Consider the following 24,144-nt stretch of genomic DNA (forward strand, 5'->3'; position numbering starts at 1 on the left):
AAAGGATCTATCTAAAAGCGGCTTTTCAGTACACTGCGCGACGTTTTGCGCCGCTGTACGGAAGGGGCCCTGGCGCCCGAAGCATGCGGAATTTCCCCGTTTTGGTGCGCCTGAGCTTGGGTTGCACCGATGTAGTTACCGAGGTGTAGTGGCATGTCTCTGCAGGCCTTCTGGGCGTTGTTGCTCGCTTATCCCGCTATGGCAATCAATGGTCTGGCGCTGTTCTTCGCAGTAGCTGGTGGCTGGCTGTGGGTGATGACGCGTCTGCGCGAGCAGCGCGGCCTGGCGCGTATGCTGACCGAGGGCGAGGGGCAGGAGATGGTCGATGGCTTCGATGCGCGCACCCTGCGCATCAATCGCTTCTTCTACCAGTTCGGTGCGCTGTGCCTGCTCGGCGCTCTGCTGCTGTCGTGGTACAGCACGCGCTTGTGATCCCGCGAACATAAAGAAGAACGGCAGCCCTCGGGCTGCCGTTTTCGCATCTGCACACCGCTCAGAGCGGCAGGCCGGCCTTGATCCGGTACTGATTACGCACTGGATTGGCGTACTGCAGGATCAGGTAGGGTTTCTCCTCTGCGCTGCAGGCGGCCAGGCGCTTGTGCCACTCGGCCTCGGCTGCGGCCAGTTCGGCGGCGCCGAACAGCTCGCGGGCCTCGGGCACCTTTAGCGCGGGGTCGCGTTCCTGCCACATGGCGTAGGCCAGGTAGTGCACCGGGAACAGGCGGTAGTGGCCGAGAATCCGCCGATCCATCTCCTGGGCCAGTTGCTTGCTGTCCTCGAAGCCCGTTACCGGCGCGCCGAAGTGCAGGTGCACGCGGCCCTTGTAGCCGGTGATGCCGAGGGCGATGCTGGCGTCGTCCTCGCCTGCTGCCTTGGTGTAGCTGCCGGTGGCGGCACGGATGCACAGCTCGCGGGCCTTGGCCTGGTCGCAGGGGTCGTACTCGTAGCTGATCGACACCGGGATCAGGTTGAGCGAGTCGATAACCTCGGCGAACGGCGCCTCCTTGCGACTCATGTGAAACATCTTGAGGATGGCTGAGTCGGTGCGGTCGTCACCGTCCTTGGCGCGGCCTTCGGCCTGGGCGATCCAGATCGACTCGCCATCTTCGAGGATCGAGTGGTTGATGTAGGCCGAGAGCAACTGGTATGCCGCCAGCTTCTCGCGGCGGTTGCTGATCGAGCGATGCACGATGAAGCTCTTGTTCAGGCGCATCAGGTCGCTGACGAAGGGGCGTTGCAGCAGGTTGTCGCCGATGGCGATACGTGGCGTCTGCAGGCCGGCATGGTAGACGGCGTAGTTGACGAAGGCCGGATCCATGACGATGTCACGGTGGTTGGCCAGGTACAGATAGGGCTTGCCTGCCTGCAGGCCTTCCAGCCCGGAATAGGTGATGCCGTCGGTGGCCTGCTCGATGCTGCGGTCGAGGTAGGGCTCGATTTTTTCCTGCAGCTTGCGCACCGAGTCGATCCCGGCCAGCTCGGTGCGCAGGCGTGCGGCGATCAGCGGCTTGAGCAGCCAGCCCAGCGGCCCGGCCAGGCGGGGGAAACGGAAGCGGGTGAGGGTACCGAGAAACGCCGGATCGGCGAGCAGGCGCGCCAGTACGGGGCGCACTTCGTCATCGGCATAAGGTCGGATGGCATCGAATACGCCCATCATGCTCTCTTGTTCTGGAACGGCTATGGTTAGAAGGTGTGCAAGCCTGCCAGGCAGGATCAGCAATAGACCGGCGATTATAGCGCCAAGTCACAAGGAGGCCGCGATGCTGGAAACCGAGGCCTATACCTGCCCCTACTGTGGGGAGCCGGTGGAGACGCTGCTCGATCTGTCTGCCGGTGATCAGGCCTATATCGAGGATTGCCCGGTGTGCTGCCGGCCCATCGAGTTCGAGCTGCGTACCGACGGTGAATACTGGACGCTGGATGTGCGCGCGGAGAATGACTGATGCAGCGAATCTACGAGCCGGAAAATCTGCTGGAAGCCCAGTTGCTGGTGGATATGCTGGCCAGCGAGGGCGTGGCTGCGCATCTGCTTGGCGAGCACCTGGCGGGGGCGGTGGGGGAGTTGCCGGTCTGTGGCCTGCTGGGGCTGATGGTCGCTGATGCCGACGCCGAACGGGCGCGTGCGCTGATCGCCGAGTACAATGCCGCGCAACCTTTACCCGGTGACGAGCCGGAGTCGTTCCAGGGCGTGTTGCTATGCTGATGCGCCCTCTGCCTGTCGAGTCGTTTCATGTGTGGACGTTACGCCCTGTTTCGCTGGTCGCCCGCTTTCGCCGCGCTGCCCGGCTTTCCCGCTGACCAGCAGCCGCACTGGAACCTGGCGCCGGGCAGCCAGGTGCTGATGCTGCGTGCTGGCAAGGGCGGGCAGGAAGTGGCGCGCGGGCGTTGGGGGCTGACGCCGGCCTGGCTGGAGGATCTGTCGAAGAGCCCGGCGCATGCGCGCGGCGAGAGCCTGGCCAGCCAGCCGATGTTTCGCGAGCCTTTTCGCGAGCGCCGCTGCCTGATCCCGGCCAATGGCTTCTACGAGTGGCGCGGGGCGGGGCGCAAGCGGCCTTACTGGGTCACCAGCGAGGCATCGATCCTGTATTTCGCCGGGCTGTGGGAGCGTTACCCGGTGGCCGGTCACGAGTACCTGAGCGTGGCGCTGGTCACCTGCCCTGCGGCTTCGCAACGCCGCCCACTGATCCTCAGTGACGAGGAGCAGGCACTGTGGCTGGATCCGCAGGCTTCGCCACAGGCATTGCAAGCACTGTTGAGCAGGCCGTCAGGTGTGCTGCGCGAGCGCGCCCTGGCCACCCTGGTCAACGACCCCAAGCTGGATGCGCCGGAGTGCCTGACGCCCGCCTGAATACGTGCTTGCAGACGTGATCCTGGCTTGCTGGTGAGCGCGCCATCGCCGATGAATAATGCCTTGAATTGGTTGATCAGGTGGCGCTGCTGTTCGGCCAGCCTGGTCAGCTCGGCATTGGCATGGACTGTCTCTGGCCATCATGCGACTGCCTGCGCCGAGGTCGCGACCTAGGATCTGTTGCCGTTTCGCACACGGCTCGCGTCGAAACGGTAACAGACCCTAATATACGGGCTTGGTCTTATGGAGAGTCCCGGATGAACAAGTCTCTTAGCTTGGCTGGGTTGGCCGCTGCGCTGTTGCTGGCGGGTTGTCAGGCGGTCAATACCACCAGCGGTGGTGCGGTGGGTGTCGAGCGCAAGCAATACATGTTCAGCATGCTGTCGGCCGATGAGGTCAACCAGATGTACGCGCAGTCCTATCAGCAGACCCTCAGCGAGGCGTCGAGCAAGGGCTTGCTCGACAAGACCAGCCAGGATGCCAAACGCCTGCAGGCTGTGGCCAACCGCCTGATTCCGCAAGCGCCGCGTTTCCGCCCGGATGCGGCCAACTGGGATTGGCAGGTCAACCTGATCAAGAGTCCCGAACTCAATGCCAACTGCGGGCCGGGCGGCAAGATCATTTTCTATTCCGGCATCATCGACAAGCTCAAGCTGAGCGACGACGAGATTGCCGCGATCATGGGCCACGAGATGGCTCATGCCCTGCGTGAGCACAGTCGTGAGGCGATGTCCAAGGCCTACGGCATCGCCATGGCCAAGCAGGGCGCAAGCGCCTTGCTGGGGCTCGGCGAGGACAGCCTGGCGCTCGCCGACACCGTGGTGCAGTACAGCCTGACCCTGCCCAATAGCCGTGCCAACGAGAACGAGGCGGATCTGATCGGCCTGGAGCTGGCGGCTCGCGCCGGTTACGACCCCAATGCCGCGATCTCGCTATGGAAGAAGATGGAAGCGGCCGGCGGTAGCGCGCCGCCGGAGTTCATGAGCACGCACCCGGCTTCCAGCAGTCGTATCGCTTCGCTGCAGGCGGCGATTCCCAAGGTTATGCCGCTTTACGAACAAGCCAAGGCTGGCCGCTGATAAAAGGCGCTGCCTCAGGGCAGCGCTTTTTCCGCCAGCGGGCGGTTGTTCAGGCCGAGTTGGGCGCGGAAGGTTTCCATGTCGAACATGGTGCAGATTTCCTGGATTTCGTTGCCATGGTTGAGTGTCCAGAAGGCCATGGCGGAAATGCTCAACACCCTGTCGCTGGCTGGGTAACCCAGGGCCGGGCGGGTGATGGTGCCAATCAGCGTGCTCCAGGTGCAGACCTTGTTGCCCTCACCGATGCATTCCTCGACCACGACCTGCAGATCCGGCATGGCGTGGCGGATTTCCTGCACCAGTTTGCTGAAGCCGGCGCTGTCGAGGGCCTGGCCGGTGAAGGAGCTCTTGTAGATGAAGTCGCTGCTGTGCAGTTGCTCGGTGAGGGCCAGATGGCCGCGATTCCATGACAGCTCGATGTGCTGGCGCACGATTTTCTTCTTGTCTTCCAATGGCATGCAACCTCCCGGAACATGCGTGCCAGCCTTGTAGAAGTGCTGGCACTTTAATCCCGTGGAGGCTGGCAGAAATTGGCCGAAATGACGATGAAATGACGCCGGCCAGGCGTCAGATCAACCCGCTGAGCTTCATGGCCTGATAGCCGGCATACAGCGCCAGCGCAGCGAATGCGCAGGCCGCCAGGCGACGGATCAGCGTCAGTGGCAAGCGGTCGGCGGCGAAGTTGCCGGCCAGCACCACCGGCACGTTGGCCAGCAGCATGCCCAGCGTGGTGCCGATCACCACCAGGATGAAGTGCGGGTACTGTGCGGCCAGCATGACCGTCGCGACCTGGGTCTTGTCGCCCATCTCGGCGAGGAAGAAGGCGATCAGGGTGGTGAGGAAGGGGCCGTATTTCTTCAGGGTGGAGGCTTCGTCGTCGTCGAGCTTGTCCGGAATCAGCGTCCAGAGAGCCACGGCGACGAAGCTGGCGGCGAGGATCCAACTGAGGGTGGCGGGGGCGAAGAAGCTGGCGACCCAGTTACCGATGGCGCCGGCGGCGAAATGGTTGGCCAGGGTGGCGGCGATTATCCCCCAGATGATTGGCCAGGGCCTGCGGAAGCGGGCAGCGAGCAGCAGCGCGAGCAGTTGCGTCTTGTCGCCGATTTCGGCCAGGGCAACGATTGCGGTGGGGACGAACAGGGATTCCAGCATCAGGGTTCCTACAGGGGGCGGGTCGACACGGCTCATGACACGAACGACCTTCCCGCCCCGGGTGAGGTTGTGCGTGTCATAGGTCTTGTCAAACCGCAGGCCTCTCTGAGGAGACCTTGGGTCGCATGCGCCATGCTCTGCCGAGCAAGTGTGTTGACGCATGCCATGCGAGCAGGGCGCTCGCGGGAGACTACTCCCCTAGGACGGGCGCCATTGTGCCCAAGCGCCTCGTTGGCGGCAACCCCAATTCAGCGACGCGCGCTGTAGATGCGAAAGCCCTCGGCTTCGGCCAGGGTGCGGCAGGGGCCGAGGTGGCGCTCGATCAAGGGTGGGTATTTCAGAAAGCTGTTGGCCACCAGGCGCAGTTCGCCGCCCTCGCGCAGGTGCCGTTTGGCCTGGGTCAACAGGTTTTCGCTGGCCTGGTAGTCGGTATGCACGCCCTGGTGGAACGGCGGGTTGCTGATGATCGCGCTCAGTTCCACGGGAGCCGATTCGATACCGCTACCCGCTATCACTTCGGCTTCCAGGCCGTTGCGCGCCAGGGTCAGACGGCTGCTGGCGATGGCAAAGGCATCGACATCCAGCAAGGTCACCTGGCTGCCTGGATAGCGGCGCTTGAGCACCGCGCCGAGTACGCCGGCGCCACAGCCGAAATCCAGCAAATGCCCGCTGGGTATGTCCTGCAGGTGTTCCAGCAGCAGGGCGCTGCCACGATCCAGGCGACCGTGGGCGAAGACACCGGGCAGGGTGACGACTTCCAGTGGGCCTTCGGCCAGCGGCAGGGTGTAGGTTTGGGCCAGGCTCTGCAGATCGGGTTGTGCCGGCGCCTGCTCGACCTCCACGCACCAGAGTTGGCAATGCCGTGCACTGTCCAGCTTGCGTGGCTTGCCATAGGCGGCGAGCTGCTTGGCTGCGCGTTCGATGCCGCCGCGTTTCTCGCCAACCAGGTACAACGGTTGTCCAGCCAGGCGCGAGGCCAGTGCCTGCAACAGGTAATCGGTCAGTTCGCGTGACTTGGGCAGGAACAGCACGGCCGCGCGGTAGTCGCCTAGGGGTTGTTGCGCGTCGAACTGGCATCGACCGGGAAAGCGCGCGGCCAGGAGCGCCTGATCGCCGGCATGCCAAGTCCAGCCGTGCGCCTGCGGCAGGGCGCCGAGCAGGTCGTCGGCTGGCAGTCCTGCCAGCAACAGCTCGCCATCAAATAGCTCGGCCTGGCGCAGGAGAACTTCGCTTCGCGGATCCATGGGGGGTACCTGCCTGAAAAAGCTGCGCAGCTTAACCGACCACACGCAGCGGCGCACCGGCGAAGAAGCCGGCGGCATTTTCCACGACCTGGGTGACGATGCGCTGGCGGGCTTCCTGGCTGCCCCAGGCACTGTGCGGGGTGATGATCAGCCTTGGAATGTCGGCGGCCAGCAATGGGTTGCCGTCTTTCGGCGGCTCCTGCAGCAGCACGTCGCAGGCAGCGCCGCCCAGATGGCCACGGCGCAGGGCATCGGCCAGGGCCTGCTCGTCCACCAGGCCGCCGCGCGCGGTATTGATCAGAAAGGCGCGTGGTTTCATCAGCGCCAGCTCGGCAGCACCGATCAGGTTACGGGTCTGTTCGTTGAGCGGGCAGTGCAGGGTCAATGCATCGACCTGCGGCAGCAGTTCGTGCAGCGGCAGGCGGTCTGCGCGTGCGGGGCGGCCGGGCAACTGGCCGAGCAGCACGCGCATGCCGAAGGCTTCGGCCAGGCGCGCGACGGCACCGCCCAGTTCGCCATGGCCGAGCAGGCCGAGGGTCTTGCCTTGCAGCTCGACGATGGGGTGGTCGAGCAGGCAGAACTGGCTGGCCTGCTGCCAGCGGCCGGCGGCGATGTCGCGCTGGTAATCGGGTAGGCGCGTGGCCAGCGCGAGCAGCAGCATCAGGGTGTGCTGGGCCACGGACGGTGTGCCATAGCCCTGGCAGTTGCAGACGGTCACGCCATGCTCACGGGCAGCCTGCAGGTCGATGTTGTTGGTGCCGGTGGCGGTGACCAGCACCAGTTGCAGTTCCGGGCAGGCGGCGAAGGTGGCGGCGTTCAGCGGCACCTTGTTGCTGATGGCGACCTGCGCGCCCTGCAGGCGTTCGGCGACCTGATCCGGCTGCGTCTGGGCATGCAGGGTCAGCTCGGCGAAGGCCTGCCGCAGCGGCTGCATGTCCAGGTCGCCAAGGTCGAGGGAGGCGTGGTCGAGAAAGACGGCGCGTGGGCTGTTGCTCATCAGCTATACCTTTTCGCAGCTAGGGCACGGGAGTAGATTGGCGAGCCTATCAGACCTTCGATGCCGCTGCGGAGCCGCCATGTACTGGACCGAATTTCTCACCGTTGCCCTGATCCATCTGCTGGCAGTGGCCAGCCCAGGGCCGGATTTCGCCATCGTGGTGCGCGAGAGCGTGGCCCATGGGCGACGTGCCGGGGTATTCACCGCGCTGGGGGTAGGCGCCGGCATTCTGGTGCACGTGACCTATTCGTTGCTGGGCATCGGTCTCATCGTGTCGCAGTCGATCATGCTGTTCAATGTCCTGAAATGGCTGGCGGCCGCCTATCTGCTCTATATCGGTATCAAGGCCTTGCGCGCGCGGCCTGCCGATCCGGCCGCCGCCGAGCTGGCTCTGGCCGGTGCGGCGCGCAGCGGGCGCGGTGCCTTCGTCACCGGTTTCGTCACCAATGGCCTGAACCCCAAGGCCACGTTGTTCTTCCTGTCGTTGTTCACCGTGGTGATCGACCCGCACACGCCGCTGTCGATCCAGGCTGGCTATGGCCTCTACCTGGCGCTGGCCACGGCGACCTGGTTCTGTCTGGTGGCCTGGCTGTTCAGTCAGCCGCGTGTGCGCGCCGGCTTCGCCCGCATGGGCCATTGGTTCGATCGGCTGATGGGCGTGGTGCTGGTGGGCATCGGGGTGAAGCTGGCCTTCAGCGAAATGCGTTGAGCCAGGTTCGCAGGGGTGGAAAAAGTGAGCGCTGGGGGCGCAAATCATTCTTTGGGATGATTCTGTCGCAAGCGTAGCGCTCTAAAGTCGCAGCAGACCGTGATTCCTTTCGTGCACAAGAAGGTGATTCCATGCTGCAGACTCGTCTCATCCCCGCGGCTGCCAATGCCCATGAATACCCCTTGCTGATCAAGCGTCTGCTGCTGTCCGGCAGTCGCTACGAGAAAACCCGCGAGATCGTCTACCGCGACAAGCTGCGTTACAGCTATGCCACCTTCAACGAGCGCGTGGCGCGCCTGGCCAACGTGCTCAGCGAGGCTGGGGTCAAGGCCGGTGACACCGTGGCGGTGATGGACTGGGACAGCCACCGCTACCTCGAATGCATGTTCGCCATCCCCATGCTCGGGGCCGTGCTGCACACCATCAACATCCGCCTGTCGCCGGATCAGATCCTCTACACCATGAACCACGCCGAAGACCGCTTCGTGCTGGTCAACAGCGAGTTCGTGCTGCTGTATCAGGGCATCGCCGGGCAACTGACCACGGTGGAGAAGACCCTGCTGCTCACCGATGGCGAGGACAAGAGCTGCGAGCTGCCGAACCTGGTCGGTGAGTACGAAAGCCTGCTGGCAGCGGCCAGCCCGAGCTACGATTTCGCCGATTTCGACGAGAACTCGGTAGCCACCACCTTCTACACCACTGGCACCACCGGCAACCCCAAGGGGGTCTACTTCACTCACCGGCAACTGGTGCTGCATACCCTGGCCATGGCTGCCACCGTCAGTGCCCTGGACAGCATCCGCCTGCTCGGCAACGACGATGTCTACATGCCGATCACGCCCATGTTCCACGTGCATGCCTGGGGCGTGCCCTACGTGGCGACCATGCTCGGTGTGAAGCAGGTTTATCCGGGGCGTTACGAGCCGGACATGCTCTGCCATCTGATCAAGCAGGAGAAGGTCAACTTCACCCACTGCGTCCCCACCATCCTGCAGATGCTGCTCAATGCGCCTTCGGCGCAGGGGCATGACTTCGGTGGCATGCGCATGATCATCGGCGGTAGCGCCCTCAACCGTTCGCTGTACGAGGCCGCCAAGGCGCGTGGTATCCAGCTCACGGCGGCCTATGGCATGTCGGAAACCTGCCCGCTGATTTCCTGTGCCTATCTCAACGAGGAACTCCGTGCAGGCAGCGAGGATGAGTGCATCACCTACCGCATCAAGGCTGGCGTCCCGGTGCCCCTGGTGGAGGCCGCCATCATGGATGGCGAGGGCCGGCTGTTGCCCAGCGACGGCGAAACCCAGGGCGAGTTGGTATTGCGCGCGCCCTGGCTGACACAGGGGTATTTCCGCGAACCGGAGAAGGGCGAGGAGCTGTGGGCGCATGGCTGGCTGCACACCGGGGATGTGGCCACGCTCGATGCGATGGGGGTCATCGATATCCGTGATCGCATCAAGGATGTGATCAAGACCGGCGGCGAGTGGATCTCCTCGCTGGAGCTGGAAGACCTGATCAGCCGTCATTCGGCCGTGCGCGAAGTCGCCGTGGTAGGGGTGGCGGATCCACAGTGGGGTGAGCGGCCCTTCGCCCTGCTGGTCCTGTACGAGGGCCAGACGCTGGATGCCAAAGGGCTCAAGGAGCATCTCAAGCCTTTCGTCGAACAGGGCCATATCAACAAGTGGGCCATTCCCACTCAGATCGCCCTTGTTACTGAAATTCCCAAGACCAGTGTCGGAAAGCTGGACAAGAAGCGCATTCGCCTGGACATCACCGACTGGCAGCAAGCCGGGAGTGCTTTTTTGTCCACTCTGTAATGGGCGTGGGAGCTGGGTAGCAGAAGTGACTACCCAGTCAAACAAGCGTTTGGCTTGCTAATTGCTGTTTAGCGTCCATGCTTGACTGAACGCAGGGGCTGAAACCTGCGGGCCAGAGTGCCTGAGGGCTGCAAATCACTCTTTCGAGGGATCAAACGGTACACCCTGCTGGCTATAGTCAAAGCATCCATAACAAAAAACACATGGAGTAGCGTCGATGACAAAGAACCAACCCTACTGGCGCCTGGCGAAACTGCCGCTGGCCGTCAGCCTCGCATCCACCCTTGCCGCCCCGGCATTCGGCGTCACCTTCAACATCGGCGAGATCGAAGGGCAGTTCGACTCGCAACTGTCGGTGGGTGCCAGTTGGTCGACCGAGAAGGCCGACAAGGATCTGATCGGCTACAACAATGGCGGTCGTGGCCTGTCGATGACCTCAGATGACGGTCATCTGAACTTCAAGCGTGGCGAGACCTTCTCCAAGATCTTCAAGGGTATCCATGACCTCGAGCTGAAATACGGTGATACCGGTGTGTTCGTGCGTGGCAAGTACTGGTACGACTTCGAGCTCAAGGATGAGAGCCGTCCGTTCAAGGACATCAGCGACCACAATCGCAAGGAGGGCGCCCAGTCCTCGGGCGGTGAGATCCTCGACGCCTTCATTTATCACAACTACACCATTGCCGACATGCCCGGCAGCGTTCGTTTCGGCAAGCAGGTGGTGAACTGGGGCGAGAGCACCTTCATCGGCGGTGGCATCAATGCCGTCAACCCGATCGATGTCTCGGCGTTTCGCCGTCCTGGCGCGGAGATCAAGGAAGGCCTGATCCCGGTCAACATGTTCTACGTGTCCCAGAGCCTTACCGATAACCTGTCGATGGAAGCCTTCTACCAGCTCGAGTGGGATCAGACGGTCGTCGACAACTGCGGTACCTTCTTCTCGCAGCCCGACATCATCGCCGATGGCTGCGACCAGAACCTGGCCGTGCTGGCTGGGCGTCCGGCGTTGACTGCGCAACAGCTTGCGCTGTTCTCCCAACTGGGCGCCACCAACGTGACCAACGAGGGTGTCATCGTGCCTCGTGCTGGCGACAAGGATGCGCGTGATAGCGGCCAGTGGGGTGTGGCGTTCCGCTACTTCTCCGAACCGCTGGACACCGAGTTCGGTTTCTACGCGATGAACTATCACAGCCGCCTGCCGATCTTCAGCGGCAAGGGCGCTTCCGCCGCGCAGACCGCCCGGATCAACCAGACCCTCAGCGCCATCGCGCAGGCGCAGATCGCCGGTAACCCAGCTGCAATCAACCCGGTAGTGACAGCGTTGGCCGGTGCCGGCGCCTCCGGCTTTGCCGGTAGCAGCAGCTACTTCGTCGAGTATCCGGAAGACATCCGCCTGTACGGCATCAGCTTCTCCACCACGCTGCCCACTGGTACGGCCTGGAGCGGGGAACTGAGCTACCGGCCCAATGCCCCGGTACAACTCAACAGTACCGACATTCTCTATGCCGGCATCAAGGATCTCTCCATCAATACCGGCGTTGGTGGCATCGTTGTCAATCCCTACACCAATGCCTCTTTGTTGACTGGTGCTCCTGGGCAGGAACTCAATGGTTACCGCCGTAAGGAAATCACCCAGTTCCAGACCACGTTGACCCATTTCTTCGACCAGGTCATGGGGGCTAGCCGTCTGACGCTGGTGGGTGAACTGGGCGTGACCTATGTCGGTGGGCTGGAAAGCACTTCCAAGGCTCGCTATGGCCGCGATCCGGTCTTCGGCCCAGGCGAGTTGCCAGGCGGTGCCTGTGCCACGCTGAACCGCGCCACCCTGGATCGCGCGCCGCAGCCTGACTACAGCAACGTCGACAAGCACTGTAACGATGATGGCTTCACCACCAGCACGTCCTGGGGTTATCGCGCACGCGCCATCTGGGAGTACCCGGATGCTGTTGCCGGCGTGAACCTGCGTCCGAGCGTGGCCTGGTCGCATGACGTGGACGGCTACTCGCCTGGCCCAGGTGCGAACTTCGAGGAAGGCCGCAAGGCCGTCAGCCTGGGCCTCAATGCCGAGTACCAGAACACCTACACCGCTGACCTGTCGTACACCACCTTCTTCGGTGGTGGCGATTACAACACCCAACGCGATCGTGACTTCGTCGCTCTCAGCTTCGGCATGAACTTCTAAGCTGCCAGAAATTCGAGGAATGAGAATGCATATGAAAACAACAAAAAAACTGTGGCAAAGCGGCGCGTTGGCATTGTCTCTTCTGGCTACCAGCGTGATGGCGGCAGTGTCGCCGGACGAAGCGGCCAAGCTGGGCAAGAGCCTGACGCCGCTGGGCGCCGAGATGGCGGGTAACGCCGATGGCTCGATCCCGGCCTGGACCGGTGGCCTGCCGGTCAACGCTGGCGCGGTGGACAGCAAGGGCTTCCTGGCCGACCCGTTTGCCAACGAGCAACCGCTGTTCACCATCACCGCGCAGAACGTCGACCAGTACAAGGACAAGCTGACCCCCGGGCAACTGGCGATGTTCAAGCGCTACCCGGACAGCTACCGGATGCCGGTCTACCCGACCCACCGTTCGGCCAACGTCCCCGCGTCTGTGATCGAGGCGACCAAACAGAACGCGGTCAACACCAAGCTGGTGGAAGGCGGTAACGGTCTGGAGAACTTCCAGACCGCCAACCCCTTCCCGATCCCGCAGAACGGCCTGGAAGCGATCTGGAACCACATCACCCGCTATCGCGGTGGCAGCGTGCGCCGTCTGGTGACCCAGGCCACGCCGCAAGCCAACGGTTCCTACTCGCTGGTGTACTTCCAGGACGAGTTCACCTTCCGCGACGCCCTGACCGACTACGATCCGAGCAAGCCGAGCAACGTGCTGTTCTACTTCAAGCAGCGCGTCACCGCTCCGTCGCGTCTGGCCGGTAACGTGCTGCTGGTGCACGAAACCCTCAACCAGGTGAAGGAGCCGCGTCTGGCTTGGCTGTACAACGCCGGTCAACGCCGTGTACGCCGTGCTCCGCAGGTGTCCTACGATGGCCCGGGTACCGCAGCCGACGGCCTGCGTACCTCGGACAACTTCGACATGTACAACGGCGCACCGGATCGTTACGACTGGAAGCTCGAAGGCAAGAAGGAGATCTACATCCCCTACAACGCCTACAAGCTCGACTCGCCGGAGCTGAAGTACTCGGACATCATCAAGGCCGGGCACATCAACCAGGATTTGACCCGTTACGAGCTGCACCGCGTCTGGCACGTGACCGCGACCTTGAAGGCGGGCGAGCGTCACATCTACGCCAAGCGTGACTTCTACATCGACGAAGACACCTGGCAGGCCTCGCTGATCGACCACTACGACGGTCGCGGCACCCTGTGGCGCGTGGCCGAGGCGCACTCGCAGTACTACTACGACAAGCAGGTGCCCTGGTACACCCTGGAATCCCTGTACGACCTGCTGTCCGGTCGTTACCTGGCCCTGGGCATGAAGAACGAGGAGAAGCAGGCCTACGACTTCAACTACAAGGCCTCCAGCAGTGACTACACCCCAGCGGCCCTGCGCCAGGCGGGTGTGCGCTAAGCACCATTGCAGCACGCAAGACGAACGAGCCGGCCAAGTGCCGGCTTTTTCGTTACCGTCTGTAGCGGAGCCTTCAAATGCCCTGTGCAAGCCGCTAGTCTGAGGCAGGTCGCCCCCTGCTGATCGATGCTCCCAAGGACCGGCCGATGACCGATCTCTCACGCTTGTCAGGATTGTCCAACGCGATGGAGGCGCGCTTCTATCGACCGCCGTTACCGGCGGGTTATGTGCCCAGACCACGCTTGTGCGAGCGTTTGCACAGCGGTCTGCAGGGCCATCTGCTGTTGGTGTGCGCGCCAGCAGGATTCGGCAAGAGTTCGCTGGCCATCGAGTTCTGCGAGCGTCTACCTGCGCACTGGCATAGCCTGTGGCTCGGCCTGAGCGAGCGCGATGCTGATCCCGGGCGCTTTCTGGAGCGTTTGCTCCTGGGCTTGCAGCAGTTCCATCCAGGGCTTGGCGGTGAGGCGCTGGCACTGCTGAAAATGCGTCAGCGACATCAGCCCTTCGCCTTCGAGCAATGGCTCGACGGGCTACTCGATGAGCTGGCCCAGGTGCAGGACGAGGCTCGGCCACTGTTGCTGGTGCTAGACGATTACCACCTGGCCCAGGGTGTCGTGCTGGATCGTTGCCTGCAATTCTTGCTCAACCATCTGCCGCCCAGCGTGCTGCTGCTGGTGACCAGTCGTCAACGTCCGGACTGGCACCTGGCGCGCTTGCGCCTGTCGCGGCAATTGCTCGAGTTGAGCGAGCAGGATCTGCGCCTGACGGCCGAAGAGCTGGATGTGCTGCTGGCCAATCAGGGCGCGCACCTGCAACCACGCCAGATGGAGGCCATTCTGCAGCGCAGCGAGGGCTGGGTCGCGGGCTTGCGCCTGTGGTTGCTGGCGAGCGAGAAGGGCGGTGATGAGCGCTGCGAACCATTGGTTCTGCTGGGTAGCGAAGGGCTGATCCGCGATTATCTGCTGGAAGAGGTGATCGAGCGGCAGCCGGCCGATGTGCAGCAGTTTCTTCTCGAAACCGCCTGTCTGGAGCGCTTCTGCGCTTCGTTGTGTGATGCCGTGCGCGATAGCCAGGACAGTGCCGCGATCATTCGTCAGTTGCAGGCCAACCAGGTATTTCTGGTGCCGCTCGATGAGCAAGGGCGCTGGTTCCGTTATCACCATCTGTTTTCCGACCTGCTCAAGGCTCGCCAACAGGAGGCCTCGGAGCGTACTCGCGAGGGCACGCACCTGCGTGCCTGTCGCTGGTTTGCCGCCCAGGGGCTGTTGGATGATGCAGTCGAGCAGGCGTTGCTGGCCGGGCACAGCGATGTCGCGGCCAATCTGGTGCAGAGCCTGTCCGAGGAGCAGCTATTGGGCGAGCAGAACATCGCCATGCTGTTGCGCTGGAAGACCAATCTGCCCGATAGCCTGCTGGCCAGCACGCCACGTCTGATCATGCTCTATGGCTGGGCGTTGGCCTTGGCCTGTCAACTGGATGCTGCGCAGGAGCTGCTCCAACAGCTCGAACGCTTTCTGCCAGCAGCCGAGCCGGTCACCCAGCGCAGCCTGTTGGCCCAGTGGCAGGCGCTCGATGGCGTGATAGCCCGTGGCCGTGGCGATGGCGAACGGGCCGAGCGGCAGTGCAGCGAAGCACTGGCCGGCCTGAAGAGCGAGCGTTATGGGCCGCACTTCATGTGCCTGGCCTGTCTGGCCAACCTTGCCGTGGTGCGCGGTGACCTGTGGCGCGCGCGAGGGCTCAATCGCGATGCGCTGGAGTTGGCCCAGCGCGTCGGTAACCCCTTGTTCGAGGCCATCGCCCACTATGAGCGGGCGCGGGTGTTGCAAGCCCGTGGTGAAGTGCTGCGTGCGCAAGATGAGGTGCACCAGGGGCTCTCCTGCCTGCAGGGGCTGTCCGCGCAGCGTAGCTATTCGGTACGCGCGCGCCTGCAGATCTACCAGGGCTACCTGCACAGCCTGCGCCTGCAGCCGGTCGAGGCGCTGCAGCATCTGCAGCGGGGCGTGGCCGAAGCCAGGGCCTGTCGAGATGTCGGCGTGCTCATCGGCTACTGTGTGATGGCCAGTCTGGAGGGCCGTTGCGGGCGCAGTGCCGAGGCCTTCGCCTTGCTCGGCGAGGCCGAGCGGCTGATGCATGTCTGGGACGTGCCGGCGGTCTACTACCTGGCCATGATCACCCTGATCAAATGCGAACTCTGGTTGCGCCAGGGACAAATCGAGCTGGCCGCTGCCTGGTTGCCGCAACTGCAGGCCACCTATGGCGAGAACAGCCGTAACAGCGCACCGGAATTCCATCCGCAATTGGCGTTGCACATCGAACTGCAGATAGCGGCCCTGATCCGTTTGCAAGGCGACATGAACACGGCGGAGCGGCGTTTGCGTGCCCTGGTACAACAGGCGCAGGCCTTGGGCGGGCATCTGGTGGCCGTGATGGCGCAGGCGCAACTGGCGCAACTGTTGCACCAGGCGGGCAATGTGCGCGAGGGGCGGCAATTGCTCGATGCCTGCCTGGAGGCCGCACGGAGTGGCGTGCTGCTAGCGTTCGACGAGTTGTTGCAGCACCAGCCGCATTGGTTGGCGGCGCACCTGGCCGAGCGTCCAGACGAACCCTTGCGCGAAGCCTTGCTCGCACGGCTGCCTGCGCCCGTGGCCGAGGAAGTGCTGGTAGAAGCCGCACCAGCGGAGAAACTCAGCACGCGGGAGCTGGCAGTGTTGCAGTTGATTGCCCGGGGTTGTTCCAACCAGGAAATCAGCGAGCGGTTGTTCATCTCGCTGCATACGGTCAAGACCCATGCCCGCCACATCAACAGCAAGCTGGGGGTGGAGCGGCGCACTCAAGCCGTGGCGCGGGCCAAGGTGCTGGGCTTACTGGCCTGAAGGCGGCGGGGTCAGGTCGAGCGTCTTGGGCTTGGCCGGCGCAGCCACTGGCTCGGCCATCTTGCGCTTGACGTCGTCATGAATGACGCTGAGCACCGGTAGCAGGCTGGCCATGTTCTCGCGCACCTGGGGGTAACGATGCTCCTGGCTGATCTGCTCGATGCGGGCGAGTAGCTGGGCTTGCATGTCGACCGGCAAGTGGATGAACAACTCCGGCAATTGCTGGCTCACCTCGGCGCTGTACAGCAGCAGTTCGTCGCGACCGAAGGCCTGGGTCAGGTTCAGATAGTCGAGGGCGCCGGAGGTGAGCATGGCGGCCGCTTCCTTGGTTTCCTGCAGGCCCTGCAGGCGCACCGAGTTGCTTTGCTCGCTCTGTGACAGGGTCATCCAGAACTCGGTGGTCAGGCTGAACAGGATCGCCTGCTGGCGCAGCGAGTAACTCATCAGGCCCAGCGCTTCGGCTGCATAGGGCTGCTGCTTGGCGCGGAAGTCGAAATACAGGCGCATCAGTTCCTTGAGCTGGAACAGCATTTCCCGCGCTTCGTTCTGGCGCAGCTCCAGAGGGGCGTAGATGTTCAATTGCGGGCGGAAATTCTCCGGCGACACCATGCGCTGATAGATCGGCCCGGTGAACTCACCGCTGCGTCGGGGCAGGGCGTTGGCCTGAGTCTCGTCCACCTTGCGCAAGGCCTCCAGCAATTGCTGGTAGTCGCTGCTGCGCCAGGGCTTCTGCGTATCGGGAATGCGCTGGCCGAGGTAGAACAGTTCAGCGGCATGCACGGGGATGCAGACCAGCAAAAGGATGGCCAGCGGCCAGAGCAAGCGGCGTGCTAGGGTGTTCGGCACAGTGATCATCCGCGGTTGAAGGCAGCCTCAGAGTACCTAGCTCGTCGCGCTTCGTCACCCGCGCCTTGGTTGGGAGGAGCGATGGACGAGCATGGGGCGGTACGCGCCGTTTTCGAGGATCTCGGCGGTTATGGGGCGCTGGCGCGGCAGGGCAGTGACGGCCCGCTGGTGGGGCACCTGCAACGCACCAATATCCAGCTGGCGGCCATCCCGGTGTTTACCCGCAAGGGACTGGAGGATGTCACCGTCGGTGACCTGCTCGAGGCCGCCCAGGTTTCCCGGCGCACCTTCTACAAGTATTTCGCCAACAAGATGGAGGTGCTCGAGGGCATCTACCAGACCGCCGTGCAACTGCTGCTGGCGCGCTTTCGCGAAATGCAAAGCGTGGCCGGCAGCCCGGCGGCCTGGCTGCGCGCCATGGTCGAACGTTTCTTCGACTACCACCTGGCGGTGGGGCCGATCATCCGCATGATGCAGGAGGAAGCGCTACGTGCCGGTTCCCCCCTGGCCGCGCATCGTCGGCATGCCCACGAGGAGATGCTGCGACTACTGATCGAGCGCCTGGAGCCGGAGCTGCAACCGCGTGATCCGCTGGTCTATCGAGCGCTGATCTGGGCGCTGGAGTCCACCTCCCTCGACCTGCTCGGACGCAACGCCAGTCGCGAAGAGATCGAGCGCGCCAAGGCCGTGCTGGGGGATCTGCTGATCGCCTCGCTCTGCCCCGGCTCAACCTAGGTTGGGCGGTGTTCGCCGGGCAATCGTGGTCTGATCGTGCTTTTCCATAACAAGAATCGAGGTGCTCTGCATGTCCGCCCATAGCCTGCCCCTGCAACCGCCGTTGGCTGCCGGTTTTGCCCGTCTGGGTTTTGGCGCCTTGCCGCTCGAGCGTCTGAAGGCGCGTTATGGCAACCCCGATCAAGGCTCGCGCTATGTCGAGATTGATGGGTTCAACGTCCACTACCGTGACGAAGGCAGCCGTGATAAGCCTGCATTGGTGCTTATCCATGGCGTGGTCGCCTCCTTACACACCTGGGATGGCTGGGTGCAGGCCTTCGCACCGCATTACCGCATCATCCGTTTCGATGTACCGGGCTTCGGTCTCACCGGGCCTGCCCGCGACGGTGAGTACTCGGCCGAGCGCATGTTGCGGGTGATGGAGCAGTTGCTCGATTACCTGCAGGTAGAGCGCGCCGTGCTTGCCGGTAATTCCCTGGGCGGTTACATCGCCTGGAACTTCGCCCTGGCACAACCGCAGCGGGTCAGCAAACTGGTACTGATCGACCCGGCTGGCTACCACATGAAAAAGGTGCCATGGATGATCGCCTCCGCTGCCTTGCCTGGCTCCACCATCGCCATGCCGCTGTGGATGCCGCATGCGCTGATTGCCCAGGGCATCCGTGAGGTCTATGGCGAGCCGGGGCGAATCAAACCTGGTGTGGTGGATCGTTACTACGACCTGTCGCGGCGGCCGGGCAATCGCCGGGCGATGATGGATATCTTCCGCGTGCTGCTCAAGGTGAACAAGACGGAGCTGCAGGGCACGCCGCAACGGGTGGCGCAGATCCAGACGCCCACTCTGCTGATGTGGGGCGAGCGTGATCGCTGGATCTCGCCCAAGCACGTACCGCTCTGGCAGCGTGACCTGCCGGGTATCCAGGTCAAGGTCTACCCCGGTGTCGGGCATATACCCATGGAGGAGATTCCCGAGCAGAGCGCAGCCGACGCGATGAAATTCCTGCTGGGTTGAATGACGAGTTACCTGGCCCGGCAGTAGTCGGGCCAGGTGGCCAAGAAAAAGGTTCTTCGCTTTTTGGGGGGGAATGCTTGGCTGATACCGAATTGCCGCGTTTTTGTTGAAAGTTTTGGTTTCGCCCTCCCGGGCGAGTCACTTTTGCCCCGGATGGCCGGCCCGACAAAAGTAACCAAAACCCTCCGCCCGATCATCCGGCCCTGGCTGCGCCAGGGTTCGCTCACTCCATCGCCGTTCCAGAGGCCCGCCGCGGTGGGCCATCCCTGGCCCATCGCGGCTTTCGCGACATCCATGTCGCTCAACCTCTTCCACGACGACTCCGTTCGCCCTCCTGGGCGGGCTCTGCACGCGCCTGAGCCTGCAGTAACCCAGAAGTAGCGTGGAGTGCTTGAACATGGGTCAGCCTTAGGGCTGACCGGGATGCCGGCTGAAGGCCGGCAAGCTATCCATGCGTATGAAACTGCGCGAATGAAACTATTGGTTTAATTCGACGGCCACATCGCGACTTCACAACTGTCAGAGCACTCAGGACTAACCTGGCATACCTGTTCGTTCAGGCGCGCAAATGCCCCCTTCAGGAGGCCGAACGTAGGCATTGCGCAGGGGGCGAGCGGCATGGATGCCGCGAGAGGCTTAAAGGGCCAGGGATGGCCCTTGTAAGCCGACCCCGGAGCGGTGCCGGAGTGAGGGAAGTCGAGCGCAGCATGACGGGGACGCCTAGTTCCGGATGGCGGGGGTGCGTTTCTTTTGCTTACTTTTCTTTGCGCTGGGCGGCAATCCGATTTCAAAGAAAAGTGAGTCGCCCGAGGGGGCGAAACCCGGAATCTCTGAATACACCGCAGCGGCGTCCAAAACACCAACACAAGCCAGCACACAAACTTGCCAGTCCGGTATCAGGGCTGACTTCCCAAGATTCCGTAAAGAACCGAGAAAAAGGCTGCGTCGCATGCCTCCTTGGCCGAGCCGAGACGCCAGCAGCCTGTCAGGCCGCCAGCCTGTTGGCCCAGATTCTGTCAGAGGATCAGGCGGCGTTGGCCTGGCCCTGTGCGGCACCATCGAACTCTTCTCGTGCGCTGTACAGCAGGTCGAGGTTGTCATGTTGCCAGGGATGGAAGCCACCCTTGAAGAAGTCCCGGTAGGTGCCGAGCAGCGGGCGGAACACGCCGTCCTTGCCCCACATCCAGCGCAGCCCGTCGCGCCAGATGCGCCAGTTCCACAACAGTCCATCGACCTTGAGCATGTGTGCCAGACCCTGCAGGGTGTCCTTCACGAAGAAGAAGGTGGCCATGATCATGGCGCGGCGCAGCATGAAGCGGCTGCCGCAAACCTGGTTGTAGACATCGAATGCCACCGCCTTGTGTTCGGTTTCCTCCAGGGCGTGCCAGCGCCACAGGCGCGCCAGGGCAGGGTGGGCGCCGTCCATGTAATGCGGGTTGCGCAGCAGGCCGTCGGCCATGATCGCGGTGATGTGCTCCAGTGCAGCCGTAGTGGCCAGCAGGCGCTCGGGCGAGAAGCGTTTCTGGATGAAGCGGATGCGCAGGCGGGCACGTTTCTCGATACGCCCGATGTCGTAACCCAGGTCACGCAGGCGTTGGCTGTACTCCAGGTGTTCGCGGCTGTGGTGGCCTTCCTGGCCGATGAAACCGCGAATCTGCTCCTTGAGCAGCGGGTCTTCGATTTGCTCGCGGAAATGTCGCACCGAGTCGATGAAGAAGCGCTCACCATCGGGGAACAGCGCCGACATGGCATCGAACAGGTGGCTCTTGAAGGCATCGCCGCTATGCCAGTGGCGCGGCAACGGATTGGGCAGGTCGAAATCCATATGCCGGGGACGAATCTGCAGCCCGGCCGGAGTGGTGCTGGCCATATGGCCTCCATCTGCTTGTTATGAACTCTAGTCCACTATGCGCAGGTTGCACGAAGGTGCACAGGTTCTTAGCAGCCATAGTTCAGGTCATATCCGGCCACTTTTTTCATCGCCATTAAAAAGTTCGGCGCTATGGTGTTCATGGATGATTAAGGTCGATTCGTCCATGCGTCATATATGGCCAGATTGCCGATGAATCAGAGTTTTCTCCTGGCTGCCGAACGGGTGCCCGTCGCATATGCCGAGGCGCTGCTGAGCCTTGCCGAGGAACTGGGCGTACCCCGTACCAGCCTGCTCGCCGCTGCTCGTGTCAGGCCCGAGATACTGGGCAATCCCGCAGAGCGCCTGTCCTTCGTCGACTTTCATCAACTCAGCCAGGCTGCACTCGAGCTTTGCCAGGAGCCGGCACTGGGGCTGATCCTGGGGCAGCGGCTCAACGTGTCCACCCATGGCATTCTTGGCTACGCCGTGCTGGCCAGCGCCAACCTGGGCAAGGCGCTGCAGTTCGCCTTGCGCTACTACCGGGTGCTGGGTCTGGCATTCGATCTGGAACTGGTCGAGCAGGGCGGCTATACCGAGTTGCGCGCGGTGGAAACCCTGCCCATGGGGATGCAGTCCTGCTTCGCCGCCGAAGGCTTGCTGAGCAGCATGCACACCATCGTTCGCTTCCTGCTGGCGGACGATCTGCATGGCCTTGCCGTCGGCTTCGCCCATGCCCCGCCGCCTCATGCAGCGCGTTACAAGGAGGTGTTCGGCGTGCCTGTGCAGTTCGAGCAGGCCTATCACTGGATGCGCTTGCCCAGCCATTACCTGCCGCGCCCCATGGCCCTGGCCAACCCCGCCACGGTGCAAATGTGCGAACGCCAGTGCGAAGCCCTGCTGGCTAGTCTCGACGTGCAGGACGAACTGCTCACGCGGGTTCGCCGCTTGCTGCTGGCGCACCCCGGTGATTTTCCCGACCTCGACGGCGCCGCGCAGGCGCTGCACACCAGTGCGCGCAGCTTGCGTAGGCACCTGGCGCAACTGGGCACCAGCTACCAGCAGGTGCTCGACGACGTGCGCCGTCGCCTGGCCCTGCAATACCTCAGCACCACCCACCTGCCACTGTTCGAGATCGCCCATCTGCTGGGCTACAGTGACCCCTCGAATTTCCGCCGTGCGTTCCGCAAGTGGACGGGTAAACTGCCGAGTGAATACCGCCACGAGGACGTCTGATGAACCCCGCAGCACCCGCGTTGATCCGCGAAACTTTCCCTGTCGGGCCTTTGCAGTGCAACTGCACCATCATCGGTGATCCGCTCACGAAGAAGGCCATCGTGGTCGATCCGGGCGGCAATCCCGATCTGATCATGGCGCGGCTCGACGCGCATGGGCTCAAGGTGGTGAGCATCATCCACACCCATGCCCACCTCGATCATTTCCTCGCCTCTGGGCAGATGAAGGAAAAGACCGGTGCCACCTTGCATCTGCACAAGGACGATCAGTTCCTCTGGGACAACCTGGAGATGCAGTGCCGCATGTTCGGTGTGCCCTACACGCCGGTGCCGGCGCCGGATCGCTGGCTGGCCGATGACGAGGAACTGGCCTGCGGCTGTGGCGTGGCCCTGCACACCCCTGGGCATACGCCAGGTTCGATGAGCTTCTGGTTCGCCGAGGCCAAGCTGTTGATCGCCGGGGATACCTTGTTCCGTCGCGGTATCGGCCGTACCGATCTGTGGGGAGGGGACTATGCCACCATCGAGCGCTCGATCAAACAGCGCCTGTACGCCCTGGACGAGGACGCCACCGTGGTCACCGGGCATGGCCCCGACACGCGCCTGGGCGACGAGATGCGTGAGAACCCCTTTATTCGCGCCTGATACGGCACTTATGGCTGTGTCGGCGCTCAAAAGGCCATCACCGCGTTACTTCTGGAGATGCTCTATGTTCCGCTTGCCTCTCATCGCCCTGTGCTCCGGCGCTCTGCTGCTGTCTGGCTGTGCCTCGCAAAACCCCTACGACCAGAGTGCGCCGAGCTCCAACCGCACGGCCACCTATGGCGGTCTTGGGGCCTTGGCGGGTGCCGCTGCCGGTGCCTTGATCAACCATGACAACCGTGGCAAGGGCGCGCTGATCGGTGCGGCGGTAGCGGGTGCCGCCGCTGCCGGTTACGGCTATTACGCTGATCGCCAGGAGGCCGAACTGCGCCGCAGCATGCAGGGCACTGGCGTCGAGGTGCAGCGCCAGGGCGATGTGATCCAACTGGTCATGCCAGGCAACATCACCTTCGCCACCGACTCGGCGCAGATTTCCAGTAGCTTCTATCAACCTTTGAACAACCTGGCCAACTCCTTCCGCCAGTACAACCAGAACAGCATCGAGATTGTCGGTTACACCGACAGCACCGGCTCGCGCAGCCACAACATGGATTTGTCGCAGCGCCGTGCCCAGAGCGTGGCCGACTATCTGCTGGCGCAGGGTGTCGACTCGAGCCGTCTGAGCACGCGCGGCATGGGGCCGGATAATCCGATTGCAAGCAACGATACACCGGACGGCCGGGCACAGAACCGTCGTGTCGAGGTGACGCTGCGGCCCTTGCCCGGCGTGCAGTGAGGTCGCCCCGAAAAACACGAGGGAACTTCGAGCCTTTCAATAGGCTCGAAGTACTCGGCTAATTAGCTGAATTCTCAAGTGTTTTAAGGATATCTCATGAAAATCTGGCGAAATCTGGCTGCCGCAACCGCAGTCATGGCCGTGCTGGCCGGCTGTACCACCAATCCCTATACCGGTGAGCGTCAGGCGGGCAAGGCCGGCATCTATGGCGGAATCGGTGCGGCCACTGGGGCGGTGATCGGCGCTGCCACTTCGAGCAAGAAGGACCGTGCCAAGGGCGCCTTGATCGGTGCGGCCGTCGGCGGCGCGGCGGGCGGCGGTTACGGCTACTATGTCGACACCCAGGAGGCCAAGCTGCGCCAGACCCTGCAAGGCACTGGCGTGCAGGTGCAGCGCAATGGCAATGACCTGAAGCTGATCATGCCTGGCAACATCACCTTCGCCAGCAACTCCGCCGATATCTCCAGCAGCTTCTACCCAACCCTCAACTCCCTGGTGCTGGTTTTCAAGGAGTTCGACAAGAACGGCGTGAACATCGTTGGCCATACCGACAGCACCGGCTCGCAGTCACTCAATCAGAGTCTGTCGCAGCGTCGCGCGCAGAGCGTGGCCAGTTACCTGACGGCCAATGGTGTGCCAGCGCAGCGCATCTCGGCCTATGGCGCTGGCTCCAGCCAGCCGATCGCCAGCAATGCCAGCGAAGCCGGGCGGGCGCAGAACCGTCGCGTCGAGATCAACCTGCAACCGCTCTGATACGCCAATTTCTCTCCTCTCCAGCCCCTGCCATGCAGG

The 24,144-nt window shown here is 63.0% G+C and carries 23 protein-coding genes and 1 riboswitch; of the genes, 16 read left to right on the top strand and 7 right to left on the bottom strand.

Translation table 11 applies throughout. From position 1 onward, the window contains the following. Positions 1 to 153: 153 nt before the first annotated feature. Positions 154 to 432, top strand: coding sequence for a hypothetical protein (locus OU800_RS04520; RefSeq protein ID WP_268181517.1), 279 nt, complete (start codon positions 154 to 156; stop codon positions 430 to 432). A gap of 61 nt (positions 433 to 493) precedes the next feature. Here OU800_RS04520 and OU800_RS04525 read toward each other — a convergent pair whose 3' ends face one another. Next, positions 494 to 1,657, bottom strand: coding sequence for a 1-acyl-sn-glycerol-3-phosphate acyltransferase (locus tag OU800_RS04525; protein WP_268181519.1), 1,164 nt, complete (start codon positions 1,655 to 1,657; stop codon positions 494 to 496). Positions 1,658 to 1,760: 103 nt separating this feature from the next. Here OU800_RS04525 and OU800_RS04530 point away from each other — a divergent pair, with 103 nt between their 5' ends. The 4 genes from OU800_RS04530 (at position 1,761) to OU800_RS04545 (ending at position 3,927) form a co-directional block, all read left to right on the top strand. Next, positions 1,761 to 1,943, top strand: a complete 183-nt coding sequence (locus OU800_RS04530) for a CPXCG motif-containing cysteine-rich protein (RefSeq protein WP_268181521.1) — start codon at positions 1,761 to 1,763, stop codon at positions 1,941 to 1,943. Then, the gene (locus OU800_RS04535) at positions 1,943 to 2,203 is read left to right on the top strand and encodes a putative signal transducing protein (protein ID WP_268181523.1); all 261 of its coding nucleotides are present in this window, start codon (positions 1,943 to 1,945) and stop codon (positions 2,201 to 2,203) included. Before OU800_RS04530 ends, OU800_RS04535 begins: the two co-directional genes overlap by 1 nt. Before the next feature lie 27 nt (positions 2,204 to 2,230). Then, complete coding sequence (locus OU800_RS04540) at positions 2,231 to 2,848, top strand: SOS response-associated peptidase (RefSeq protein ID WP_268181524.1); 618 nt, start codon at positions 2,231 to 2,233, stop codon at positions 2,846 to 2,848. Between the two features lie 257 nt (positions 2,849 to 3,105). Further along, entirely contained in the window at positions 3,106 to 3,927 is an 822-nt protein-coding gene (locus tag OU800_RS04545) for a M48 family metallopeptidase (RefSeq protein WP_268181525.1), read from the top strand. A gap of 14 nt (positions 3,928 to 3,941) precedes the next feature. Here OU800_RS04545 and OU800_RS04550 read toward each other — a convergent pair whose 3' ends face one another. The 4 genes from OU800_RS04550 to OU800_RS04565 form a co-directional block, all read right to left on the bottom strand. Next, the gene (locus OU800_RS04550; protein ID WP_268181527.1) at positions 3,942 to 4,385 is read right to left on the bottom strand and encodes a ketosteroid isomerase-related protein; all 444 of its coding nucleotides are present in this window, start codon (positions 4,383 to 4,385) and stop codon (positions 3,942 to 3,944) included. A gap of 109 nt (positions 4,386 to 4,494) precedes the next feature. After that, complete coding sequence (locus OU800_RS04555; RefSeq protein WP_268184189.1) at positions 4,495 to 5,076, bottom strand: TMEM165/GDT1 family protein; 582 nt, start codon at positions 5,074 to 5,076, stop codon at positions 4,495 to 4,497. A gap of 20 nt (positions 5,077 to 5,096) precedes the next feature. Further along, positions 5,097 to 5,290, bottom strand: a riboswitch (yybP-ykoY riboswitch). Between the two features lie 37 nt (positions 5,291 to 5,327). Continuing rightward, positions 5,328 to 6,323, bottom strand: a complete 996-nt coding sequence (locus OU800_RS04560; protein WP_268181529.1) for a class I SAM-dependent methyltransferase — start codon at positions 6,321 to 6,323, stop codon at positions 5,328 to 5,330. 31 nt (positions 6,324 to 6,354) lie between these two features. Further along, positions 6,355 to 7,320, bottom strand: a complete 966-nt coding sequence (locus tag OU800_RS04565) for a 2-hydroxyacid dehydrogenase (RefSeq protein ID WP_268181531.1) — start codon at positions 7,318 to 7,320, stop codon at positions 6,355 to 6,357. A 79-nt stretch (positions 7,321 to 7,399) separates the two neighbouring features. Between OU800_RS04565 and OU800_RS04570 the strand changes: the two genes are divergently transcribed. From OU800_RS04570 to OU800_RS04590, 5 genes are all read left to right on the top strand, one after another. Further along, a complete protein-coding gene (locus tag OU800_RS04570; protein ID WP_268181533.1) occupies positions 7,400 to 8,029 on the top strand; it encodes a LysE family translocator in 630 nt (209 codons plus the stop codon). 131 nt (positions 8,030 to 8,160) lie between these two features. Further along, positions 8,161 to 9,843, top strand: a complete 1,683-nt coding sequence (locus OU800_RS04575) for a fatty acid--CoA ligase (RefSeq protein ID WP_268181534.1) — start codon at positions 8,161 to 8,163, stop codon at positions 9,841 to 9,843. 217 nt (positions 9,844 to 10,060) lie between these two features. Beyond that, a complete protein-coding gene (locus tag OU800_RS04580) occupies positions 10,061 to 12,025 on the top strand; it encodes a DUF1302 domain-containing protein (protein WP_268181535.1) in 1,965 nt (654 codons plus the stop codon). Between the two features lie 31 nt (positions 12,026 to 12,056). Then, on the top strand, positions 12,057 to 13,424 hold the full coding sequence (locus OU800_RS04585) for a DUF1329 domain-containing protein (RefSeq protein WP_268181537.1): 1,368 nt from the start codon (positions 12,057 to 12,059) through the stop codon (positions 13,422 to 13,424). 146 nt (positions 13,425 to 13,570) lie between these two features. Then, on the top strand, positions 13,571 to 16,297 hold the full coding sequence (locus OU800_RS04590; protein WP_268181539.1) for a LuxR C-terminal-related transcriptional regulator: 2,727 nt from the start codon (positions 13,571 to 13,573) through the stop codon (positions 16,295 to 16,297). Here OU800_RS04590 and OU800_RS04595 read toward each other — a convergent pair. Beyond that, the gene (locus OU800_RS04595) at positions 16,286 to 17,152 is read right to left on the bottom strand and encodes a hypothetical protein (RefSeq protein ID WP_442964736.1); all 867 of its coding nucleotides are present in this window, start codon (positions 17,150 to 17,152) and stop codon (positions 16,286 to 16,288) included. The two genes, OU800_RS04590 and OU800_RS04595, sit on opposite strands and share 12 nt — an antisense overlap. A gap of 72 nt (positions 17,153 to 17,224) precedes the next feature. On the opposite strand from OU800_RS04595, the gene OU800_RS04600 reads away from it, so the two are divergent. Both OU800_RS04600 and OU800_RS04605 read left to right on the top strand, forming a co-directional pair. Further along, complete coding sequence (locus OU800_RS04600) at positions 17,225 to 17,878, top strand: TetR/AcrR family transcriptional regulator (protein ID WP_268181543.1); 654 nt, start codon at positions 17,225 to 17,227, stop codon at positions 17,876 to 17,878. Positions 17,879 to 17,948: 70 nt separating this feature from the next. Next, the gene (locus OU800_RS04605) at positions 17,949 to 18,890 is read left to right on the top strand and encodes an alpha/beta fold hydrolase (protein ID WP_268181545.1); all 942 of its coding nucleotides are present in this window, start codon (positions 17,949 to 17,951) and stop codon (positions 18,888 to 18,890) included. A 1,024-nt stretch (positions 18,891 to 19,914) separates the two neighbouring features. Here the strand turns inward: OU800_RS04605 and OU800_RS04610 are convergent. Further along, positions 19,915 to 20,760 carry a metal-dependent hydrolase gene (locus OU800_RS04610; RefSeq protein WP_268181547.1) on the bottom strand — a complete coding sequence of 282 codons (846 nt, stop codon included), beginning with the start codon at positions 20,758 to 20,760 and terminating at the stop codon, positions 19,915 to 19,917. A gap of 192 nt (positions 20,761 to 20,952) precedes the next feature. On the opposite strand from OU800_RS04610, the gene OU800_RS04615 reads away from it, so the two are divergent. The 4 genes from OU800_RS04615 (at position 20,953) to OU800_RS04630 (ending at position 24,105) form a co-directional block, all read left to right on the top strand. Continuing rightward, entirely contained in the window at positions 20,953 to 21,975 is a 1,023-nt protein-coding gene (locus tag OU800_RS04615; protein WP_268181549.1) for an AraC family transcriptional regulator, read from the top strand. After that, positions 21,975 to 22,619, top strand: a complete 645-nt coding sequence (locus OU800_RS04620; RefSeq protein ID WP_268181551.1) for an MBL fold metallo-hydrolase — start codon at positions 21,975 to 21,977, stop codon at positions 22,617 to 22,619. The genes OU800_RS04615 and OU800_RS04620 overlap by 1 nt, the downstream gene beginning before the upstream one ends. A 64-nt stretch (positions 22,620 to 22,683) precedes the next feature. Further along, on the top strand, positions 22,684 to 23,352 hold the full coding sequence (locus tag OU800_RS04625) for an OmpA family protein (protein ID WP_268181553.1): 669 nt from the start codon (positions 22,684 to 22,686) through the stop codon (positions 23,350 to 23,352). Positions 23,353 to 23,448: 96 nt separating this feature from the next. Next, positions 23,449 to 24,105, top strand: coding sequence for an OmpA family protein (locus OU800_RS04630; protein ID WP_268181555.1), 657 nt, complete (start codon positions 23,449 to 23,451; stop codon positions 24,103 to 24,105). Positions 24,106 to 24,144 lie beyond the last annotated feature (39 nt).

This window comes from Pseudomonas sp. GOM7, assembly GCF_026723825.1.
Taxonomy (GTDB): Bacteria; Pseudomonadota; Gammaproteobacteria; order Pseudomonadales; family Pseudomonadaceae; genus Aquipseudomonas.

What these genes read in the sequence shown, in the direction of transcription:
- OU800_RS04625 (WP_268181553.1), top strand. Translation starts at nt 22,684, where the DNA reads ATGTTCCGCTTGCCTCTCATCGCCCTGTGCTCCGGCGCTCTGCTGCTG.
- OU800_RS04620 (WP_268181551.1), top strand. Translation starts at nt 21,975, where the DNA reads ATGAACCCCGCAGCACCCGCGTTGATCCGCGAAACTTTCCCTGTCGGG.
- OU800_RS04570 (WP_268181533.1), top strand. Translation starts at nt 7,400, where the DNA reads ATGTACTGGACCGAATTTCTCACCGTTGCCCTGATCCATCTGCTGGCA.
- OU800_RS04550 (WP_268181527.1), bottom strand. Translation starts at nt 4,385, where the DNA reads ATGCCATTGGAAGACAAGAAGAAAATCGTGCGCCAGCACATCGAGCTG.
- OU800_RS04575 (WP_268181534.1), top strand. Translation starts at nt 8,161, where the DNA reads ATGCTGCAGACTCGTCTCATCCCCGCGGCTGCCAATGCCCATGAATAC.
- OU800_RS04595 (WP_442964736.1), bottom strand. Translation starts at nt 17,152, where the DNA reads ATGATCACTGTGCCGAACACCCTAGCACGCCGCTTGCTCTGGCCGCTG.
- OU800_RS04580 (WP_268181535.1), top strand. Translation starts at nt 10,061, where the DNA reads ATGACAAAGAACCAACCCTACTGGCGCCTGGCGAAACTGCCGCTGGCC.
- OU800_RS04545 (WP_268181525.1), top strand. Translation starts at nt 3,106, where the DNA reads ATGAACAAGTCTCTTAGCTTGGCTGGGTTGGCCGCTGCGCTGTTGCTG.
- OU800_RS04615 (WP_268181549.1), top strand. Translation starts at nt 20,953, where the DNA reads ATGAATCAGAGTTTTCTCCTGGCTGCCGAACGGGTGCCCGTCGCATAT.
- OU800_RS04585 (WP_268181537.1), top strand. Translation starts at nt 12,057, where the DNA reads ATGAAAACAACAAAAAAACTGTGGCAAAGCGGCGCGTTGGCATTGTCT.
- OU800_RS04525 (WP_268181519.1), bottom strand. Translation starts at nt 1,657, where the DNA reads ATGATGGGCGTATTCGATGCCATCCGACCTTATGCCGATGACGAAGTG.
- OU800_RS04610 (WP_268181547.1), bottom strand. Translation starts at nt 20,760, where the DNA reads ATGGCCAGCACCACTCCGGCCGGGCTGCAGATTCGTCCCCGGCATATG.
- OU800_RS04520 (WP_268181517.1), top strand. Translation starts at nt 154, where the DNA reads ATGTCTCTGCAGGCCTTCTGGGCGTTGTTGCTCGCTTATCCCGCTATG.
- OU800_RS04560 (WP_268181529.1), bottom strand. Translation starts at nt 6,323, where the DNA reads ATGGATCCGCGAAGCGAAGTTCTCCTGCGCCAGGCCGAGCTATTTGAT.
- OU800_RS04590 (WP_268181539.1), top strand. Translation starts at nt 13,571, where the DNA reads ATGACCGATCTCTCACGCTTGTCAGGATTGTCCAACGCGATGGAGGCG.
- OU800_RS04540 (WP_268181524.1), top strand. Translation starts at nt 2,231, where the DNA reads ATGTGTGGACGTTACGCCCTGTTTCGCTGGTCGCCCGCTTTCGCCGCG.
- OU800_RS04605 (WP_268181545.1), top strand. Translation starts at nt 17,949, where the DNA reads ATGTCCGCCCATAGCCTGCCCCTGCAACCGCCGTTGGCTGCCGGTTTT.
- OU800_RS04630 (WP_268181555.1), top strand. Translation starts at nt 23,449, where the DNA reads ATGAAAATCTGGCGAAATCTGGCTGCCGCAACCGCAGTCATGGCCGTG.
- OU800_RS04535 (WP_268181523.1), top strand. Translation starts at nt 1,943, where the DNA reads ATGCAGCGAATCTACGAGCCGGAAAATCTGCTGGAAGCCCAGTTGCTG.
- OU800_RS04600 (WP_268181543.1), top strand. Translation starts at nt 17,225, where the DNA reads ATGGACGAGCATGGGGCGGTACGCGCCGTTTTCGAGGATCTCGGCGGT.
- OU800_RS04530 (WP_268181521.1), top strand. Translation starts at nt 1,761, where the DNA reads ATGCTGGAAACCGAGGCCTATACCTGCCCCTACTGTGGGGAGCCGGTG.
- OU800_RS04565 (WP_268181531.1), bottom strand. Translation starts at nt 7,320, where the DNA reads ATGAGCAACAGCCCACGCGCCGTCTTTCTCGACCACGCCTCCCTCGAC.